Origin of the sequence: Paractinoplanes polyasparticus (genome assembly GCF_019710575.1) — a bacterium.
Taxonomy (GTDB): domain Bacteria; phylum Actinomycetota; class Actinomycetes; order Mycobacteriales; family Micromonosporaceae; genus Actinoplanes; species Actinoplanes polyasparticus.
Window position 1 is genome coordinate 1 of record NZ_JAHWFK010000085.1, and the last position, 19,699, is coordinate 19,699.

At 68.9% G+C, this 19,699-nt stretch carries 13 protein-coding genes; 7 read left to right on the plus strand and 6 right to left on the minus strand.

Annotated elements, in window-relative coordinates; all coding sequences use genetic code 11:
• Positions 1 to 219 precede the first annotated feature (219 nt).
• The 3 genes from KXC43_RS49350 (at position 220) to KXC43_RS49360 (ending at position 2,931) form a co-directional block, all read left to right on the plus strand.
• Positions 220 to 804, plus strand: a complete 585-nt coding sequence (locus KXC43_RS49350; protein ID WP_221383261.1) for a CGNR zinc finger domain-containing protein — start codon at positions 220 to 222, stop codon at positions 802 to 804.
• A 476-nt stretch (positions 805 to 1,280) separates the two neighbouring features.
• Complete coding sequence (gene msrB, locus KXC43_RS49355; RefSeq protein ID WP_221383262.1) at positions 1,281 to 1,760, plus strand: peptide-methionine (R)-S-oxide reductase MsrB; 480 nt, start codon at positions 1,281 to 1,283, stop codon at positions 1,758 to 1,760.
• Between the two features lie 70 nt (positions 1,761 to 1,830).
• Positions 1,831 to 2,931 (plus strand): NAD(P)/FAD-dependent oxidoreductase, encoded by a 1,101-nt coding sequence (locus tag KXC43_RS49360; protein ID WP_221383263.1) that lies wholly within the window; start codon positions 1,831 to 1,833, stop codon positions 2,929 to 2,931.
• A 7-nt stretch (positions 2,932 to 2,938) separates the two neighbouring features.
• On the opposite strand, the gene KXC43_RS49365 is transcribed toward KXC43_RS49360, so the two are convergent.
• On the minus strand, positions 2,939 to 3,724 hold the full coding sequence (locus KXC43_RS49365; protein WP_221383264.1) for a GNAT family N-acetyltransferase: 786 nt from the start codon (positions 3,722 to 3,724) through the stop codon (positions 2,939 to 2,941).
• A 180-nt stretch (positions 3,725 to 3,904) separates the two neighbouring features.
• Between KXC43_RS49365 and KXC43_RS49370 the strand changes: the two genes are divergently transcribed.
• Positions 3,905 to 4,741 carry a helix-turn-helix transcriptional regulator gene (locus KXC43_RS49370; protein ID WP_221383265.1) on the plus strand — a complete coding sequence of 279 codons (837 nt, stop codon included), beginning with the start codon at positions 3,905 to 3,907 and terminating at the stop codon, positions 4,739 to 4,741.
• 228 nt (positions 4,742 to 4,969) lie between these two features.
• On the opposite strand, the gene KXC43_RS49375 is transcribed toward KXC43_RS49370, so the two are convergent.
• The 4 genes from KXC43_RS49375 to KXC43_RS49385 all read right to left on the minus strand — a co-directional run bounded on the left by KXC43_RS49375 (position 4,970) and on the right by KXC43_RS49385 (position 15,491).
• The gene (locus tag KXC43_RS49375) at positions 4,970 to 7,615 is read right to left on the minus strand and encodes an FtsX-like permease family protein (protein WP_221383266.1); all 2,646 of its coding nucleotides are present in this window, start codon (positions 7,613 to 7,615) and stop codon (positions 4,970 to 4,972) included.
• Positions 7,612 to 8,331 (minus strand): ABC transporter ATP-binding protein, encoded by a 720-nt coding sequence (locus KXC43_RS49380; RefSeq protein WP_308129615.1) that lies wholly within the window; start codon positions 8,329 to 8,331, stop codon positions 7,612 to 7,614. Before KXC43_RS49380 ends, KXC43_RS49375 begins: the two co-directional genes overlap by 4 nt.
• Positions 8,328 to 8,900 carry a PadR family transcriptional regulator gene (locus KXC43_RS52230; protein ID WP_255646179.1) on the minus strand — a complete coding sequence of 191 codons (573 nt, stop codon included), beginning with the start codon at positions 8,898 to 8,900 and terminating at the stop codon, positions 8,328 to 8,330. Before KXC43_RS52230 ends, KXC43_RS49380 begins: the two co-directional genes overlap by 4 nt.
• A 132-nt stretch (positions 8,901 to 9,032) precedes the next feature.
• Positions 9,033 to 15,491, minus strand: a complete 6,459-nt coding sequence (locus tag KXC43_RS49385; RefSeq protein ID WP_221383268.1) for an RHS repeat-associated core domain-containing protein — start codon at positions 15,489 to 15,491, stop codon at positions 9,033 to 9,035.
• Positions 15,492 to 16,714: 1,223 nt separating this feature from the next.
• On the opposite strand from KXC43_RS49385, the gene KXC43_RS53495 reads away from it, so the two are divergent.
• Positions 16,715 to 17,287, plus strand: a complete 573-nt coding sequence (locus KXC43_RS53495) for an RHS repeat-associated core domain-containing protein (protein WP_221383270.1) — start codon at positions 16,715 to 16,717, stop codon at positions 17,285 to 17,287.
• On the opposite strand, the gene KXC43_RS49400 is transcribed toward KXC43_RS53495, so the two are convergent.
• Positions 17,284 to 18,450 (minus strand): hypothetical protein, encoded by a 1,167-nt coding sequence (locus KXC43_RS49400; RefSeq protein WP_221383271.1) that lies wholly within the window; start codon positions 18,448 to 18,450, stop codon positions 17,284 to 17,286. The two genes, KXC43_RS53495 and KXC43_RS49400, sit on opposite strands and share 4 nt — an antisense overlap.
• A 440-nt stretch (positions 18,451 to 18,890) precedes the next feature.
• Between KXC43_RS49400 and KXC43_RS49405 the strand changes: the two genes are divergently transcribed.
• Both KXC43_RS49405 and KXC43_RS53500 read left to right on the plus strand, forming a co-directional pair.
• Positions 18,891 to 19,163 (plus strand): IS3 family transposase, encoded by a 273-nt coding sequence (locus KXC43_RS49405; protein ID WP_308129616.1) that lies wholly within the window; start codon positions 18,891 to 18,893, stop codon positions 19,161 to 19,163.
• Between the two features lie 153 nt (positions 19,164 to 19,316).
• The gene (locus KXC43_RS53500) at positions 19,317 to 19,688 is read left to right on the plus strand and encodes an alpha/beta hydrolase (RefSeq protein ID WP_369076988.1); all 372 of its coding nucleotides are present in this window, start codon (positions 19,317 to 19,319) and stop codon (positions 19,686 to 19,688) included.
• Positions 19,689 to 19,699 lie beyond the last annotated feature (11 nt).

A 19,699-nucleotide genomic window follows, 5' to 3' on the forward strand; every position in this document is an offset into this window, starting at 1 on the left:
TGATCGACGGCTACTTCACCGGAACAGGTCTACCTCCACCAACACCACCCTGACCCCCACCCCAAAAGGGCTCTAGATCTTCTCCCAGGTTTCAATGTCTCCATCAAACCCGGGGCGAGACAGGGTTCATGCCCCGGTTGTCGCCTCGTTCACGTTCGTGTGCAAGCGGGCCGGACGCGGTTCCCGACCTTACGCCGGGGCCGGAGGTACAATCCCCCAGTGGGGCAAGTCGCAGCCGGGATCGATCTCTCCGAGACAAACCTGCTGATCGCGGTGGCCAACACCGGACACGATGTCTCAGACGAATTGGCCGATATCGAGGCGGTCAGTGCTTGGTGGGCCAGCATCACCGGCGCCGACGTGCCACCCGCCACGACCAGCGTCAGCGTTCGTGGCGTCGAGCGGTTACGCACGCTGCGGTCCCTGATCCGCCGGTTGGCTTGGGGAAACAACGGAATCCAGCTCGAGCCGGAGTCCGCCGAGGAGGCGCTTTTCGCCTCGCTGCCGTTGCGCCCGTTCGTGACCGGCACCAAGGTCGGGCTTCGGCCGGCGAAAGCCACCGCCGCGCCGATCGATGTGATCACGGCCGCGGGCATCTCGGCCCTCATCCATGTCACGGCCAGGCCGGATTGGCCGCGCTTGAAGGCGTGCCGTGCTCTCGACTGCGGTTGGGTATTCGTCGACGGTTCCCGCAACATGTCGCGACGTTGGTGCGACATGGGTGACTGCGGTAACCGGGCCAAGGGCGCGGCCTTCCGATCGCGGGCGCGCCAGGGACGCCGGACGCAGCAAAGCGCACACTGACCTTCAGTTTGTGGGATGCCGCTCACCGGTTGACGCTTCGGCGCACTCCTTACGAACCGCTAACAGACGTTGAGTGGTTAGTGGTTCGATGCCATGATGGCGTGCTGGAGAGAGGGGTGACCTTGCATGAGCATCATCTCCCGCGGCTTCGGAGAACGGCGCCGCGAGTCGCCGGCTGATCTGCCGCCCGGTCAGTACCTGACAGCAGGCCTCCCGGAGCTCAGCCGGTCCCACGACGCGCGTCACCCCGGAGCAGTGGCGGTTCATCATCGTCTGATGAGCTCTGTCGCAAGACGTCCTGGTCGTCTCCCAGCCGCACTTCAGGAATCCACGAAACGGGCCAGCGCAACCCAGATGATCCACGCTGCCGAGCCAGGATCCGGGGCCGGCGCCAACTATCACATGTGCGGCGATCCATGGCCTGAGTAATGCTGTCACGGCGACTGGCCCGTATCGATCACAGGAGGTCGACTGACATGAGATCCGATTCGTACGAGAAGACTCCGGAGGCGCTCAGCCGCCTCGACGGCTTGCAGTACCGCGTGACGCAGCAGGACGGCACGGAGCCGGCGTTCCGCAACAGCTACTGGGACCACCACGAGCCCGGCATCTACGTTGATGTCGTGTCGGGCCAGCCGTTGTTCTCCTCGATCGACAAGTACGACAGCGGCACCGGCTGGCCCAGCTTTACTGCCCCCATCGCGTCCGGCGCCGTCACGGTCAACACGGACCGGTCGTTGGGCGTGCTGCGCACCGAGGTGCGCTCGTCGGGTGCCGACAGCCACCTCGGACATGTCTTTCCGGACGGCCCCATCGACAGCGGTGGCCAGCGGTACTGCATGAACTCTGCTGCCTTGCGCTTCGTTCCCGTCTCGCAGCTCGGTGAGCAGGGTTACGGGGAATTTAGCGCACTGTTCAGCGACGCGAGCAGCGCCGATCCAGCCTCACAGGCCTGACAGCGGCCACCGGCGAAGGATTCCGTAGTTCATCACCACGTGGCTGGGCGACCCGCTCGAGGTAGAGGACATGACTTTTATCGATACTGCATGCGTCGTCGGCGGGAGTTTCGCCGGACTGCTGGCCGCACGAGTCCTGGCCGATCACGTAGGACGAGTGGTGGTCCTCGAGCGGGACGACCCGGCTCACGGGCGCCCGTCCGTCCCGCAGAGCCGGCACGGGCACTTCCTGCAACCTGAGGCCTTGGAACAGCTCGAGAGGTGGTTTCCCGGGTTCACCGACGAGGCGGTCGTGCGGGGAGCCGTCCGGTCGGCGCCCGGGCACCACCGCATCTATGCGGAGAGCAATCCGCTGCCGGACTGGGACACGACCATGCTCATGGCGAGCCGAGGCTTCCTCGAAGAGCACCTGCGACGCCACGTCGTGGCCATTCCCGAGGTCGAATTCCGGCGCACGCGGGCGACCGGCCTGCACCACTCCGGCAAGTCGGTCACCGGAGTGGTGACGACGGACGGCACGCTGCGCGCCGACCTCACCGTCGATGCAACTGGTCGGGCCACCAACCTGGGCCGGTGGCTCGAACAGAGCGGATTCCCGGCTCCGATCAGCCGGCGGCTACGAGTGGGCGTCGGGTACACCACCATGCTGTTCCGACGGAAGGGCGATCCAGCCCCACCGGCTATATCGTGTGCGCTCGATCAATTCACTCTACCCGCCGAGGGCCGTGGGCTGGCGGCGGTCGCGGCCTACGCCATCGAGGGCAAGGTGTGGCAGGTCGTGGGAATCGCCTACGGCCGAAACCGGGGAGAGGCGACGATCGACAACCTACGCCAGATCTGCGCCGGGCTTCCCGACGTGTTCCGGGAAGCCACTTTGGGGGATGTCGTCGGTGATGTGGCGACCTTCTTCTACGGCGAAAGCCTCCGCCGCTCGATCACCGACCTGGAGGCCTTCCCGTCCGGCCTGGTGAACATCGGCGATGCCGTGGCTACGTACGATCCCATCCGCGGTCTCGGGATGGCGTCAGCTGCCCGCCAGGCCACAATCCTCGGTGACTTTCTCGAGGGAAACGATGATCCGGCCGGTCGGAGCAGAGACTTCTTGCGGTTGCGCGAGAGCGCCGTCGACCAAGCGTGGAAAATGGCGTCCGTCCCGAGGCAACACGTCTGAACCGGGTTCAGGGGAGGTAGAAGAAGTGGATCGGCGAGTTGATCGTGCAGCCGATCCGTTCGTAGACGGGCCGGCCCGCTTCCGTGGCGTGCAGCACCACGCGGTGATGGCCGGTCTGCTTCATTCCTTCATAAATGGCTTTGCGGGTCACGGCCTCGCCGTATCCTCGGCGTCCCTGGTCGGGCCTTGTCGCCACGAGGGCCAGGAAGAGGGAGTCGGGACCGGCCACGGTCGTCGCGCAGGTCACTGGTTGTCCGTCGCGGTAGCCGATGTACGCGTGGGAGTCCAGCCATAGCCGGGATCCGGCTACCGCCTGTCGGCCCGCATCGAGCGACATCCCGTAGGCGCGTCCGTTGATCTCACCGTAGGCGAGGAGATCCTCTTCGGACTCGACCCGACGGAACTCCAGGTCGGGGTGGCCGGTATCAGGAATGTCGATCTCTCCGGCCATGCCGTGGCCGCTGAACGCCAGTTCGAGTCCGGCCGCGCCGGCCAGCGGCCGCAGGCTGTCCCGGGCCGACGGCGTCAGCAGGTCCTCGAAGATCCACAGATAGCCGGCCTTTCGCCGTCCACGCATGAAACCGGCCGCCCGGTAAAGGTGATCCTCGAGAGCGTCGGCCGAGATGTCGGCATCGCTCAGGGTCACGGTGTTCCAGAAGCCGAACGCGCTCTCGGCCCACATCCGGTACACACCGCCGTCGGCGCTCACATCACCGTTCTGTGCAGAGACCAGCCTGCTCCACACCGCCATCAGTTGATTCTTCGACTCGACGGCTTCCAAGAACGATGTCACTGACGTTTCCTCCGCGGCGGGGTGACGAATCATGGTCCGGATGTCTCAACGCTGCTGAGGCCTTGCGGGTTCACGGCTTGTGGCGCTCAACCCGGGCGGCGCCACCTTCAGAGGAACACCGGCGGGCGCGAAGGTTTCCCGAAGGTGCCGCTCCCACCATCAGACTTGAGGAGGCTTCTGATGGATCAAAGTGGGTTGGCGGAATTCCTGCGACGCCGGCGGGAGGCTACGCGTCCGGAGGAGGTGGGCCTACCGGTCACGGGTCGGCGCCGGACACCCGGGCTGCGGCGGGAAGAGGTGGCGATGTTGGTCGGCACGTCGGCGGAGCGGTACGAGCGCCTGGAACGTGCTCGGGCGGCGCAACCGTCGGCGAAGCTGCTGGCCTCCCTGGGCCGGGCCCTGCGGCTGGACCGGACCGAGTTCGAGACGGCGTGTCGGCTGGCCGCCCGGCCCGAGGCCGTGGCTCAGGGTGACTATGTCGAGCCCGGGATGATGGCCTTGATGGGCGCGGTGTCCGACTTGCCGGCACTACTCCTCGGCGCAGAGCTGACCGTGATCGAGCAGAACCACCTCTCCGAGCAGATCCTCGGCCGCTGCGCCGGGCAGCCGGGCCGGCGGTCCAATCTGATCTGGCACTGGTTCACCGAAGAACGGCTTCGAAGGATCGTCGAGAGGGATCAGCTCGCCGCCGTCGGACGGACTCTGTTGTCGGAGCTGCGGGCCGTGGTGGCGTGGTACGGGGAGGACGACCCGGCCCGGGGGTTGGCGTCGGAGCTGGCCCAGGTGAGTCCGGAGTTCGCCCAGGAGTGGTCAACCCTCGGTGTCGGTCGTTTCGAGTCGATGCCTCTGACGATCGATCATGAGGAGGTGGGCCGGTTGGACCTGTCCTGCGAAATGACTCTGAGTACGACGTCCGGGCATCGTCTGCTCTATCTGTGCCCGAAACCTGGCAGTGCTACGACCGGGCGTCTGCGGCAGCTCGCCCCCGATAGTCGTCGCCTCGTCAACCACGCTTGAGGCAGGGGGCAGGCGCTGAGAACCTCGGCCTGGCGGCCCGCCGGAACGGGCCGGCCTTTCCCGGAACGGGTGCTCGACGGTGAGCCCGAGCGTCCCGCGCAGTAGCCGGGCCTGGGCGTCGGGGCCGGCGGCGTCCCCAGACACCTCGACCCCGCCCACCCCGTGGCCCGGCCCCGTTTGCCGCACAAAGGAATACGTCGCAGAACGGCAATACAAGCGAGAAGTGAATCAGGAAATAGTGCGGCGTTCGACCGGCAGGCCCGCTCGGGTCAGCAGACCGGCGCCGAGCATGGCCACCAGCGGGGCGATCAGCACGAAGAGCAGATTCGTCCAGGGCACGGCGAGCGGGAACGGGGTCGGCGCGGGCCATTCACCGGCCGGGCTCAGGTTGATCGCGGTCAGCACGGTGAATCCGGACACCAGGCCGGCCGCGACCCCGAGCGCGGAACCGAGCCCGGCGATCACCCCGGCCTGGCTGAGGGACAACCGCCGCCGTACGCCCGGGTCCGCCCCGACCGCGGCCAGCGTGGACAGATCGGCCCGCCGGTCGGCCGCGGCCAGGCCGGTGGCGATCCCGGCCGCCCCGATCGTGATCAGCGTGGACGCGACCGCGAGCAGGTAGAGCATCGGGTCGTTGTCGTCGGGCGGGCCGGTCGCCACGATCGCGCGCCCGGCCCCGGCCGCGGCCAGGTCGGCGCTGAGCTGGTCGAGCGCCGCGGTCCCAGGCACGGCCGTGGTGGTGGCGACCAGACCGGCCGCGACCGTCCGGAACCCGGCCCGCTGGGCCAGCGCCGGCGGAAGCACGGTGCCGCTGGCGTACGGGCCGGCCTCCAGCAGGTAGCCGGGCACCCGGAACTCCTCCGGGGTCCTCGCCGGCTCGATCCGGTTGACCGTCACGGTGACCAGACCGTCCTCGTCCAGCAGGAACGGATCAGAGACGACCACGCCGCCCCGGTCCAGCGTGGCCACGGCCCGCTCGAGGTCCGCGCCGCCCGCCCCGGTCAGGGCGACCACCGCGTCCCGGCCGCCGACGACGGACCAGAACGCCGCGGACTCCGAGCCCTGAGTCGTGTGCTCGTCGGCGCAGCGCGGGTCGGCGACGAGCGCGTCGATCTGGTCCTGCCCCTCGGGCGGAGTGTCCTCGCCGGGGCAGCGCTGGCCGGGTGCACGGACCGGGATGAGCTGACACGCCCCGTCGGCGTCCGGTCCGGCACAAACGGTCCACGAGATCTCGGTCAGCGGGGCGCCGGGCAGGGTGCGCGCGAAGGCCGCCTGAACCTGGTCCGGTGAGCCCTTCCCGTATTTGACGCTGATGTGCCCGTACGGGAGGGAGGGTTCGTAGTTCAGCTCTTGCCGGCCGGCCGAGCTGGACAGATAGACGCCGATGGCGACGGTGCCGGCCACCGCGGCCATGACCGCGGAGACGGCCGGGGCCGACGAGGACCGGTTACGTGCGGTGTCCCGCAACGCGATCCGCGGGGCCGCGGGCAGCCGGCCGCCCAGCATCGCGACCAGCCCGACCAGCGAGGGTGTGCACAGCACGAGGCCGATCTGGGTGAGCGTCAGCCCGGCCACGATCAGCTCCACGCTGGTGCGCCGGGCGGCCGCACCGGCCACCGCGGCTCCGGCCGCGGTCAGCAGCAGGCCGAGGATCAGCCAGCGGCGCCGGGAGCGCACGGCGCCGCGCCGGCCGGCCAGGGCGGTCACCACGTCGGCGCGGGCCGCCGCGAACGCGGGCACGACCGCCGCCAGCAGCCCGGTGGCCACGGCCAGCACCGCGATCCCGGCCAGCGTGGCCGGGTCGAACCGGTAGCCGCCGGCCCGCGCGCCGACCAGCATCTGCTCGGACAGCGGACGGACCAGCACGGCCGCCACCACCCCGAGCAGCAGGCCGAGGGCGGCGCCGGCGCCACCGAGCACGAGGCCGTCGGCGAGCACGACCCGGCGCAGGTGGGCCCGGCTGCCGCCGTTGGCGGCGACCAGGGCCAGCGAGCGTTGCCGCCGCCGGGCGCCGATGGCGAACGCCGGGCCGGCCAGCAGCACGATCTCGAGCACGGCGAGGCCGACGACGATCGGGACCGGGTTCAGGCCCTCGGGCTCCTGTTCGTCCAGGTCGGTGCGCGGCGGGTCGAGCAGGACCGCCCGCGACGTCACGGTCAGACCGTCCCGGTTGAGCGAGCCGACCTGGGCCCAGTCGACCGGCTCGGGCGTGACGGCCAGCCACTGGGACGCCCCCGCGCCCGGCGGGCCGGGAGCGAAGACCATGACCTCGCCCAGATCGTCCGGGAACTCGACCGTCCCGACGGCGGTCCAGCTGCGGGTGCCGTCGAGCGACCGGATGGTGTCGCCGAAGCGGGACCGCGCGGCCCGGGACATGGCCACCTCGTCCGGCCCGTGTGGGGCCCGGCCGCCGACCAGGAGGGCCCGGCCCCGGTGGAGCGGGTCGGTCAGGTCCATCTCGTGGGTCCGGACGCCGGCCAGGCCCCCGGTCACGGCCCGGAACTCGGTCTCGGCGGTCCGGACCGGGACGACCCGGCTGCCGTCGGGCAGCAGGGCCAGCATCGCGCGTTCGGTGCGGAGGTCCGGCCCGGGTGAGATCTCTCCGGCCGGGCGCCATTTCTTGCCGATGGAGTCCTGCTTTACGGGGCCGGCCAGGCGCGCGGTGAGGAGCGCGTCGGCCGCGCCGAGCTGTCGGGTGGCCTGCTCGGCCGGGGTCAGGGTGAACATGTCGTACGAGACGGCGGTGCCGGCCAGCGCGGCCACGGGCACAGCGATCATGGCGACGACCAGCGCGGCCCGGCCCCGGGCGCGGCGGCTCTCGCGCCGGGCGATCCGCAGCGCCGTGCGCCACGAACCCAGCAGCGGCATCCTCATGCGCGGTGCTCCAGCAGGTCGTCGGCGGTGTCGAGCGGACCGGACGAGTCGACGACCACGCCGTCCCGCAGGAAGATCACCCGGTCCGCCCAGCCCGCGTGCCGCGCCTCGTGTGTGACCAGCAACCCGGCCGCACCGGCGTCGACCCGCTCGCGCAGCACCCGCAGCACCGCCTCGCCGGTTCCCGAATCCAGCGCGCCGGTCGGCTCGTCGGCCAGCACCAGCCGCCGCTCGCCGACCAGGGCCCGCGCGATGGCCACGCGCTGCTGCTGACCGCCCGACATCTGGTCCGGGAACCGGCCCGCGATGTCGGTGACGCCCACTTCGGACAGTGACGCGAGGGCCGCCCGCCGGGCCCGGCGCACGCTCACGCCGTCGAGTTCCAGGGGCAGCGCCACGTTCTCGACGGCGGTCAGGCTGGGCAGCAGGTTGAAGTCCTGGAACACGTACCCGACGGTCCGCCGCCGCACCGCGGCCAGCTCCCGCCGGCTCAACTCGGCCAGCGACCGGCCCTCGACCAGCACCTCGCCGTGACTCGGCCCGTCCAGCCCGCCGGCCAGGTTGAGCAGGGTCGACTTGCCGGAACCGGACGGCCCCATGACGGCCACCAGCTCCCCCGGCCGGACCCTCAGAGTCACACCCCGCAACGCGTGTACGGCGGCCGGGCCGCGGCCGTGCGTGCGGTGCACACCGCGAAGTTCCAGCACGCTGCTCACCGGCTGTTCCTCTCGCGCTCCTCGACCGGCGCACTGACCGGAGCGGCCAGACCGGGCCGATGGCGCAGGATCGTCATCTCGCAGTGGTCGAGCCAGCGGATCTCGGCCTCGCACTGGAAGATCAGCGAGTCGAGCACCAGCCGCCAGGACAGGTCGTCCGGCTCGATCGGCCGGGCCTTGAGCCGCGTGTACTCCTGCAGCGCCCGGACGCCCGCCGTGCGCTGGCTCTGCACGACGGTGGTCACGTCCACGCCCGGCGTGGTCATGGCCAGCGCCAGCTTGATGGCCAGCTCGTCGCGCGGCCGGTCGGTGCGTTCGAGCGGCGTGCTGAACCATCGGCTGAGCTCGGCCCGACCAGTCTCGGTGATCTCGTACGGGCGCTGGCCGCTCTCGCTCTCGGGCAGCGCCCGTACGAACTCGTCTCGTTCGAGCCGCGACAACGTGGTGTAGACCTGCCCGATGTTCAAGGCCCAGGTGCCGCCCACACTCTCCTCGAACGCCGCCCGCAACTGGTACCCGTGCATAGCCCCGCGCTCGAGCAGAGCCAACAACCCATGACGAACTGACATACATACATGATATGCATACCGAGTATGCCATCGCGCAAGGACCCTCGTTTCTAGGTCTTGTTCAGCGGCGCACCACCCGGGATGACGTGCGGTGACGCAGAGACCACCCCTGCCGAAGAAGGGCGAGGCCACCTACGTTGCTTCGCCTTGACGGAGCTCCGGATGCGGTCCAGCGGACTGGGCCGGGCGCGAGGCATGTCGGGCACCCATCATGCCGAGCAGCGATCGTAACGTCCGGTCCTCTTCGGGGCCGTCGAAGAGTGTGTCGCGTGATGGTGCCGGAGCGGCGAGGGGCTGGGCCAGGATGCTTGCGCCGTGGACGGCTTCCGGCCGTCCGCTGCGGGGCACAGCGAACTGCCGGGTGACGACGACGTTGCCGAATTCGTCGCGGGGGATACGCAGGTGAGCGCCCCGTGACTGGGCCGCACCGGCCGGCACCTTCACCTCGAGGACAGTGGTGCCGGGCTGTGCTCGGACCGGGCGACGCAACGACGCGGTGACGTGGCCGCCGGGGCCGGTCAGCCGGCCGCCCGGATCAAGGTGCAGCCGCAGGTGGGAGATCGGACCTCGGATCATGATGTACGCCGTCCGCGCGGTGGCCGTGGGCGTCATCGCAGGGGGCGTTTCCGTGCGCGGTGAGGCGGCCGTGGCCGGGGCCGGCCGGCTGTCGGCGTCGCCGGTCCACATGAAGGAGACCGGTTCACCGGCGGCCTGACCTGAGCGGCCGCTGTTCCGGGCCTCGGCTGTCCGGACGGCCCAGGCCAGTGCCCGGGCCAGCCGGCCCGGATCGGCGGCCACCTCGGCGGCGACCGTCAGCCGGTGCGGGTGGGCCGGCGGGCGCCCGGCCGCCGCATGGACGAGATCCTGAGGGGACAGCCGGAGCTCGACCCCGGTTTCCCCCTCCGTGACGGTCAGCGACAGAGGGCGGCCCGAGGGCCGGAACACCACGACCGTACCGCCGGCCAGGACGTCGAACCGGTAGCCCGGCCGAACTCCGGTGTTGACTGCATCCCACAACCGGTCAATGGTGCTCCGCTCGGCGGTCGGGTTCGGCCGGGCGTCACGCATCGCCGCCAGTTCGGTGTCGGCGTGGACGTCGCGGTCGAACATGGTGCGCAGGTAGTCGGCGACGGCCGCCCAGCGGGCGGGGGCGCCGGGTTGCCCGGTGCGCAGCCCGAGATCGTCGAGAAGCAGGACAACCTCGGTGCCGAGCCGGTCCCGATCGAGGTCGGCGCGGGCGCTGCGAGGGTCACTTGCCCGGTCGAAGTCGGTCAGCACCTCGTGCAGGCCGTCGAGGGCCAGACGGTCGGCGCGGGTCAGGCGGACCGGCCCGCTGCCTGCCGGGTGACTTCTGGACAGTACGCGGGGCGAAGGCTGCCGCATCAGATCGGTGACGCGGGCGCCCAAGCGGCCCAGTCCTCGGGTGGCGGCGTCCATCGCGTCGACGGCCGTGTCGAGCACGGTGGAACCGCTCTGCCACTCGACGGGTGTGATATGCCGGTTGAAGTCGGCCGCGACCGTGGCCAGGGCGGCGGCGTCGCGGACGAGCTCCTCGGTCGTCTTGGCCATGCTGCGGATCTCGGTGTCGGCCGCCGCCGCGCGGGCGATCTGGGCGAACAGCGACCCCGACTTGTGCAGGACGTCCTGCCCGAGCCCGGCGAGAAGGCCGTACCCGGCATGGGAGCCCAGGAGGATGAGCGCGAGGCCGTGGTCGATACCCATCAGCCCCAGCGCGCCGATCGACACACCGGCCAGGCGTCCGGCCAGGGCCGGCAAGTACTTGGCGACCAGTTGACGCAGCGCGGAGTATTCGTTCGGCCGGTGGCGGTCCCGGTGCAGCCGGCGCTGGGTCAGTGCCCCGGCGGTCCGGTGAAAGCCGAGCCTCTGCAGTACGGCATGGTCGTAGGGCGGGACGGCGTCCAGGCGAGCGGGCTGCTGGGCCGGATCGGCGAGCGCCTCCGGCCGCGTCGCCTCGAGCATGAAATCGATCATGGCGAGGCTGTCCAGCGAGGCCACCGCGTCCCGGTCGGCCAGCTCCAGCGGTTTCAGCAAGCTCTCCGTGACACCGTCGACCGCTGCCTCGGTGGCGAACCCGAGAACGTTGCCGACCGCCCCGCCGAGACTCTTCGGGGCGTACAGGTCGGCCAGGACGACGCCCGGGACGACGAAGGCCGTCTCCTGCAGGACCAGCCGGGCGATGGTCGACCACATCTCGGGGCCGCCGTCGAAGACGCCCCGTTGCCTCAGGTCGTAGGTCATGCGCGAGCCGTCCGGACCGCCATCGGCGGAGCGGTGTTCGGCGGCCGCTGCCATCCGTCGCAGGCGTCCGCGCCGGCGCAGCAGCGCATCCACTTTGCTCTTCGCCTCGGCCTCGACCGAGCCGCGCATCGCGCGCAGGACGTCGCGCAGCTCGCTCAGCGCGGCTGATGTGTCCTCGGTGAACTCGCGCCGGGTCAGTTCCACCACGTGGTAGTAGGCGCTTTCCACGAAACGGTTGCGCTGGTGGTCCCAGGTGCGGCCTCGTTCGAAGTCGTACAGCGCCTGCGCCTGGTGTTCCGGATGTTCGAGCAGGTGTGCGGGCAGGGCCTGACCGACCAACATCCCGGCGGTGACCAGACCGGCGGCGACGCCACCGGCGGCCACGTCCCGCATGGCCGCGAGCACCGTGAACGCGCCGGCGGCACCGGCGAACGCCCCCGCGGCCCGGTGGGTGAACTGGTCGGCGAGTTCGGGTCCGATCAGCGCCGGACGTTCGTGCGGGTGGTGCCGGTCGGTGGGCACCTCCCGATCCTGCGACGAGGCCAGCACTCGGGACATCGCGTCGGCGGGAGGTACGCCGGCCGCTCGCGCGTCGACGTAGGCCTGCACGGGGAGCAGGGTCGCGACGATCGACAGCCCGGTGAACCAGCCGGTCGGGTCGCTCGACCGGGCCAGGGGAACGGGTGCCGGGAGCATCGCCAGCCGCGTCCCGATGCCGCCGTAGAGTGCTGCGAACGCGGGCAGGTTCGGTCCGGCCGGCATCCTGCGTCCGGCGGTGAGATCAGGCCGGATCGCGGCGGTGGTCCGGCCGCCGGGCAGGGCGTCGATCTGGTCGCGTACGCGCCGCAAGGCAGCCGTCCGCATCCGCTGCTCGACGGTCGTGTGTTTGAATTTGCGAGCCAGTCGCTGCAGTTTCGAGGTCGGCGCCAGGGCCCGCAGCAGTTCGGTCTCCTCAACCTGCAAGCGAGCTCGCTCACGCGCCGCAGTGGAGGCTCCGTCGTGATGCCGGGCCAGCCACGCGGCCAGCGCGCCGGGCACCTCGACGTCGAGCGCCTCGGTCCCGGCGTCGCGGCGTACGTACAGTTCCAGGCCGTCCGGTCCGGGAGCCAGCCGCATCACCGAGCCACCGGTCGACTGGTAGGGCGTCTGATGCCAGTCCCCGCCGTCGATGACGTGGAGGGGGATCAGGGCCTGATCGCGGTCGGCGGGACGGTCGCCGCCGGTGCGCGGGGCCAGCTGGAGGCGCAGGCCCGCCGTGGTCGCCGAAGCACCCGGCAGGACCAGAGCACCTCGCAGCCGGGCCTCGACCAGGGTGAACCATCGTGCGGACCGGTCCACCGCGGCCAGAACCCCGTCATCGGCGCGCCGGTCGAACATCCGGAGCAACATCGTGGATTCCACGTCCGCGGGTTGTGGATGCTGCCGCAGCCAGGAGTCGAGCAGACGCCGACGCGTACCGGAATGGTCCTGATCGTGAAGAAGTCCTGCCTCCGCGAGCCGGCGGGTGAGGTGCTCGACCTGAGCATCGTCGGTGGACCGGTGGAGCTGCCGGGCGGTGAAGGTCAGTTCGGAGAGCCGGCGCCGGTCCGCCGGGCTCAACCGCGTATGGGCCGGGGCCGGCCTGGCGCCGGTCGTCAACTGGTCCGGAGCGGGACGGTGGCGGACCAGGCGCAGGATGCGCTGCGGCGCCGAGAGCCGTTCCCGGACGATCTGTTCGCCCGCCGCCAGCAGGGCGGCGGCCAGCTGGTGCTCGTCCCGGTCGGCCGGCAGCCGCAACTCGGCCATTGGCACTTCGCCGTGAAGGGCCTCCGCCAGAGTGTCGCGAGGCAGGAGCAGATCCGGTTCGGCGTACCGCTGCTCGATCCTGACCGTGATCTCGAACGACCGATCGCGGTGATGGACGCGGATCAGCTGAGGACGGCCGGAGACCAGGGCCATCGACCACCCGCGAGGCCGGGCAGGCCCGAGCGATCCGATTGCGTACTCGAGCACGCGTTCCAGTACAGCGGTCTGTGCGCCGTCCTCGGGCTGGAATCGCACGAGCCCCGGGCCGCTCTCCGGCAGGCCGCCGGTGAGATCGCCGGGACGGGCACTCACCGGCCGGCCCCGTGCCGTGGCGAACTGCTGGGCGAGGCGGACCGGCAGACTTCCCGGACGGCTGGCGAGGAGCACGACCTCGCCCGGTAGATCCGCGGTGGCGGCCGCCAGATGCTGAGGCGTGAGCAGCATCTCCTCGGTGGTGCCCGCACGCCGTACGGGAACCTGGAAGTGATCGCCGGTGACCCGCACGCGAATCGCCAGGCCCGGGTGGGCGTCTGCGGGCTCCCACCCGGTGCGCTCGTCCCCGGCGAACGACACCACCTCGCGACCGTTCCCGGTGCTCCGCTGGATGATGAGTTCTGCCCCGGCATCGGCGAAGTAGCCGCCGAGCAGACCGGGCCGAACGGCGGTCGCGTGCCGCGGTGATGCGGATCGCACTGAAGCCGGAGGGCCCTCCGCGGGGGGTTCGGCGGCCGTCAGGGTGATCTGGCCGTCGTCGCCGACGACGGCCTCGCGCAGATCAGCCGTCCGGCCGGCCGGCCCGAGCCGGTCGCTGCCGACCCAGACCTCGTCCTCATCGGTCAGGTGATAATAAAACTCCTCGGCCGGATGGTGGGCCAACATTTCCCTCTCGACTCCGGCCACCGGCATGAAGCGGGTTCCGGGCGGAATCCGCCTCGGCCCGGCGATGGGTGGTAGTGCGGCCCGGGCGTCCGCAAGGGTCGCGCCCGTGGGCAGAGAGAGTGGTAGTGACCCAGGCTGTGTCGCCGGGCTCGGCAGCAGAGTCGGCGGACCGTCACCGGTGAGCGGAATCAGCGACTGCTGCCTCACCTTGCAACTGACCAGACCCAGGGGATCGACCGCGGTCAGCGGGTTCGCGACGTACGCGAAGGGATTCGGGCCACCGGCCAGACCGAGCGGGTCCGGGCTCAGGTAGCGTGCGGTCGCCGGATCGTAGAACCGGAACCGGTTGTCATGCAGGCCGGTCTCGGTGTCGTAGTACTGCCCCGGGAAACGCAAGAGCATGGCCGACTCGCCGCCGGTCATGTCACGGCCCCAGAGGTTACCGCTCGACTGCCACCGCAGCGCACCGTCGGAGCCGATCAGGTGGGTCGGTGTGCCGGTCATATCAGTGACGATCGTGTGCAGGCCGGCGTGGTCGGCCTGGGTCACCGGTGTCGTCGAGCCCGGCGGGAAGTCCCACGAGATCGTCCCGGCCGGGCCGCTCTGCTCGGTCAGCAGGTCACCCGACCACGCGAGGAGCACCTCCGTCAGCACTCTGGCGTCGTCGGTGATGCGCTGCTTGGCGATCCGGCGGCCGAAACCGTCGTAGCGGTACCGCCACCGATCCCCGGCCGGGGTGACGACTCCGACCAGCCGGTTCTCCTCGCACCACAGGAATTCCCACGTACCGGCCCCGTCGATGCGCGTGGTGACCCGCCCCTGACCGTCGTATCCGAACAGAGCGTCGTCCGACCGAAGCAGCATGGTGCCGTCGAACTCCCACCGGTGGCCACCGGTGCCCGTCAGGTTGCCGGTCCCGTCGTACTCGTAGCGCTCGACCGTCTCGCCGGCGATGGTCACGGACCGGACGCGGCCGGAGCGATCGAGGGTGTACGACCGCTTTCCGATCGACCGGGGGCGGCCGTCGGCGCCGTAGGCGAACGTACGCTCAGCGCCGGCCACCTGCTGAACTGCCAGCCGTCCGGCCGCGTCGAACTGTTGCCGCAGCGTCACCCGGCCGTCGACCGTGTGGAGGGCCTCCCGCCCGGCCCGGTCCCACCCCAGCCGTACGGTGTGGCCGCAGTCGGTGTGCAGCCTGAGGGACAGACCTCGGGCGTCGGACGTCCACCGGACGCGTCGCCCCGACGGCGAGACCCGTGAGACGACTCGATCCCCGTCGTAGGTCGTGCGTACGGTCCGGTCGTTGATGGTCTCGGACACCACCCGGCCCCGCGGGTCCCGTTCGAATCGGACGACCGCGTCGGCGTTACGGACCTCGGCCAGATGCCCCCGGGTGTCGTAACCGAACGTGGTCAGGGCCGTGCCGGCGTGGCGTTCGGCCAGCCGGCCGAGCCGGTCGTAGCGGAATCGGGTGATGACGCCGGCCGCGTTGACGTGGCGGACCAGCCGCCCGGCCGCATCGTGGACATAGCGATGCGTACGCCCATCGACGTCAGTCTGTGAGATCAGCCGCCCGGTGCGGTCGTACCAGAGCTGCCATACCCTGCAAGTCGGCGGAGTGCGACTGAACGGTGGTGCCGACACTCGCCAGGACCATGGTGTGACCATCCGGTGAATGTGGCGTGACACTCCGTCCAATATGAACCGGCCGTGACGTCGCAATGCGGATCTGAGGGATTTCCCCCGCGAGCCGCTGTCGGCCGAAACTCAACAAATGCTTCGATTCGCATCCAAAGGCTGATCGCCTCGGTGAGTTCCGTCCTGCGCTCCGGCGGCAGCCAGAGCCTATCGGAAGCGGACGTTCCCGGGGAGCGCTGCGGGACGCCAGGAGGTGCTTCCGTTCGTACTATGACCGGCCCTATGATCCCGGCAGTGTGCATCGCCGCTGAGCGGCTGCGACTGCTCGAGTTGCGCTTCTCATGAACCAAGGGGGGCTGGGTTGCCGTTCTCCGAGGGTGATCACCTGGGCGGAGCATGCGACGGAAGCAGGGATTCGCCGTCTGGTCACGGTCACCAACTCAGCTGGGATGCAGTGGCGCTACATCTTCGACAAGCAGGGCCGTCCGGTGACGGAGACCGCCTTCGACGGGCGCGTGCACCGCTACACCTATGACAGCTCCGGTCATCTGATCGAGCATGCTGGCCCGGCTGGTGAGAGCGTTGGCTTCCGGCGAGACTCTCGGGGCCGGGTTGTCGAGCGGCGGTGCGCAGGCAACGTGACCAGGATGGAGTCCGACCGGCACGGACGTCTCGTGGCAGTGAGCAACGCCGACGCGGTGGTGCGGCTCGAGCGTGACTCTCGAGGCCGGGTGGTCGCCGACACGATCAACGGTCGGACAGTGACCACGACATACGACGACGACCTCCTGATCGGCCGGGCGACTCCCCGCAGGCCGGGCGAACAGGTGGAGCTTCAACGACCGCAACCTGCCGGTCACGCTGTCTATCGAGGATCATCTAATTCGGTTCGAGTGGGACGCGGCAGCCCGCGAGATTCGCCGGCTGATCGGGGAGGCGGTCGCAGTCCGTCAGTCCTATGACGCTGCCGGCCGTCTCGCGGCGCAGGTCGTCGGCACGGCTCGACGCCCGATCCGCTATGACAGGGGCGGCCGCATCACGGGAATAGGTGATCGCCGGTTCTCCCTGGACGACGCAGGCCGTGTTCGCGCGGTATCTCTTCGTGACAAGGCGATTGAGCGGTACAACTACGATGCGGTCGGCAACACTGACGCTATCGCTATGACGGTCTGGGTCGCCGCTTTGCCGAACCGCGGCTCGCTGCTGACAACACAGGCCTGGACGAGGCCCTCTTGGCATGGTCGGGCGACTTGATGGTCGAGGAGACCGGGCCTGCGGGCACGGTCTACTGGGAGTTCTGGCCGAACGGCTCCGTGCCGGTGGCGCAGACCGACGCGGCCAGGCAGGTGCGGACCATCGTCTGTAATCCTGCAGGCACCCCCACTGACTTGATCGCACCGGGCGGCCAGGCGACGACGGTAGTCATCAACCTGTGGGGTCGGACTCGAGGGCCGGCCGGCACACCTCTGCGATTCCCCGGCCAGCACCACGACGCAGAGACGGGCCTGCACTACAACCGTTTCCGCTACTACGATCCAGCGACCGCCCGCTGTCTTAGCCTCGACCCGCTCAGGCCGGTGGGCGGGCCACACCCGGCGAGCTATCCGGCAAGTCCTCACACATACGCCGATCCCCTCGGCCTGACCAGCTGCAAGCCGACACCGCACGCTCCTTACCCGTCAGTTGTCCGCACTGCGTCGCCGGTTGACGGCACGCACACCCAACCGCCGGGGCTGCTGGTGCCAGGGTGGACTGGATTCCGGGCATCGAGGCGAGCGGTCAGCTCATACGAGAAAGTGACCCGCGAGTTGAACCGTCACGACTAACGCGGCTCACTACTCCCTAGCAACCGACGCAACAGATTACTTCTGCGACTTCTGTTGCTGCCCGCCGCTGGCCAGGCGGCATTACCGAATTCAACGACTGCCGTGGTCATCTGGCCTGCAGCAAGAAGTCCTTCGACAGTCGTCTCTTGCATATATCCGACGCCATAAGGATCCTCTGTCGTTGCTTCAAAACGTCGCGGATGGATCCACAAGCTCAGTACCCGATGTCGCCCACGACGGTCTCGTTTGCCTACGCTAAGCGCAACGTGACCCTGCGGACCATTAAAGAAAACAATATTCCCGGCTGGTATCTCTTGCTCGCCAACACCGGTTGTCTCATCGACGTAATAGCGGGTAAGGCGTCCGCTTACCATCCCACGCCTGAGGGTTCTGAAGAAAGCCCGCGAAGGGGCAGATACGAATTCACCGTATTCATCATCGACCTGAGGGAGTAGTCGGGCTTCTGGCAGCACGTTCTGACGAGTGTATTCATCATAATATTCGTGTCGTCGATGTTCAGCCATTGCGCTGTCAGCAGCCGCGTCGTACAGCCGCCGGATCCAGGTTCTGTCGACGAGTCCGGCTCGGTAAGCAGCAAATAGCACAGCATCGATGCAGTGCATGGTGCTATCATCTTCTGGTTCATTGCCGCGCCTGTATACCCACCGCACAAAGTCGTTAGTATGGCCAAGGAAAGTCCATTCTGACATCCTCCACCGATGGCTGGGTGAGGGACCGCCACCGCCTCGCCATCGTAGGTGGCCGACAAGTTCACGGCCCGCGTTTACCACAGGGTCTTCCGTCGCCGCGTTGCTTGTTGCAGCCGATGATGAGTTGGCTGCGTCACTCGTGTCGCCGTATAACTGTACCGGAAAGGCCGTCAATGACTCTGGGGCGAAGTCTCCGTTGGTTCTTAGGTCGAAGTGGGCGGGTTCGAGAATACTGTCGATCGCGCCAAGGGTGCTCCGACCGGATTCAGTCAATGATTCGTAGGCCTGCTCGAAGAGATTGACAAGAGTCTGCAAAGGAAGGCTCTGCTGCCTGGATGCCTCAACAAAGATTTGCCAGAGATCGCCGGTTATGGGATGCTTGGCAAGGTCGGCGAGTTTCGTAGCAATTGACCGAACCTGACCCGTGGTGAGACTTGTCTTGAGTTGTCGCACGACAGCCGCCGAAGCGACCGGCTTATTTTGGACGTGTCGGTCGACGATCGGCGGAAGCAGAGCGCGTAGGTCTCGAAGGGATGAGGTCGAAGGTGCATTCGCGATGGCGTCGATGGCCGGGGGCGGGCTGTACCCGCGAGCGCCGGAAGTAATCGGACCCTCGGACGAATTGTATGACGGCACAAATCGGCGTGTTGGCTTGCAACTTGTCATGATCGGAACGACCTTTCCAGGAGCTTAGTGCCAATCGTAGAAATCTTGACCACAACGCTGAGTTTTCCCGGGAAATGCCTGAACGGGAGAACCGCTGGGCATCTGGACTCAAACTGAGGGGTAACCCCTCGCTACCGAAAGCATCGTCCTGCTGCTGATAGACGCCGTGGGGGCGTAGGTCGAACTATACGAGCTTCCGCTTCTCACAACGCCTGTAAGACAACGGAATCCGGCCCTCCATGGGCTCGGTCGGCGACTCCTACGACAACGCCCTGATGGAGAACTTCTGGTCCACGCTGATGATCGAACTGGTCTACCGGAAGTCATGGCGGACCCGCGACGAAGCCGAGAACGCGATCTTCGAATACATCGACGGCTGGTACAACACCCGCCGCATCCAACGCGAACTCGGCTACCAAAGTCCCGACGAATACGAGACCGCCTGGCACGCCCAGACCGAGCCAGATAACTTCATCCCTGCCCCGACCGGAAGCAGGTAACCACCCGCTCCGTCGAAGCGGGGGGAACTCAACGGCGGCGGCGCCACCATCCGTGCTCTGTTCGATGTGTTCTTCCAGCACGGCTCGGACAACACGTACGCGGCCCTGCTCGCCGAGACCTGCACCGGTACTGCCTGGCCGGCGTCGTACCCGGTGTGGCGGGCCGACGCCTGGGCATCTCACGCGTCGGCACCGGACACGACCTGGGGCTTCGCCTGGTTCAACCGGCCGTGCGCGGTCTGGCCGGCGCCTTCCGGTACGGCCGCGAAGGTCGACGGATCTCAGGCGCCTGCTGGGCTGCTGGTTCACGAGAAGCTGGATGCGGCGGCACCTTTCGCCGGTGGCCTGACCGTCCGGGGCCTGTTCCCGCGCAGCTCGCTGGTCGCTCTGCCTGGAGGGACGAGCCACGCCGCCGCCCTCACCGGAAACACTTGTGTAGATGGTGCGATCGCCGCTTACCTAGAGCCCTTTTGGGGTGGGGGTCAGGGTGGTGTTGGTGGAGGTAGACCTGTTCCGGTGAAGTAGCCGTCGATCAG

Bases quoted from the DNA above. Each gene is read 5' to 3' on its own strand.
- msrB (WP_221383262.1), top strand. From the start codon at position 1,281: ATGAGATCCGATTCGTACGAGAAGACTCCGGAGGCGCTCAGCCGCCTC.
- KXC43_RS49360 (WP_221383263.1), top strand. From the start codon at position 1,831: ATGACTTTTATCGATACTGCATGCGTCGTCGGCGGGAGTTTCGCCGGA.
- KXC43_RS49370 (WP_221383265.1), top strand. From the start codon at position 3,905: ATGGATCAAAGTGGGTTGGCGGAATTCCTGCGACGCCGGCGGGAGGCT.
- KXC43_RS49375 (WP_221383266.1), bottom strand. From the start codon at position 7,615: ATGAGGATGCCGCTGCTGGGTTCGTGGCGCACGGCGCTGCGGATCGCC.
- KXC43_RS52230 (WP_255646179.1), bottom strand. From the start codon at position 8,900: ATGTCAGTTCGTCATGGGTTGTTGGCTCTGCTCGAGCGCGGGGCTATG.
- KXC43_RS49385 (WP_221383268.1), bottom strand. From the start codon at position 15,491: ATGGTCACACCATGGTCCTGGCGAGTGTCGGCACCACCGTTCAGTCGC.
- KXC43_RS53495 (WP_221383270.1), top strand. From the start codon at position 16,715: ATGGTCGAGGAGACCGGGCCTGCGGGCACGGTCTACTGGGAGTTCTGG.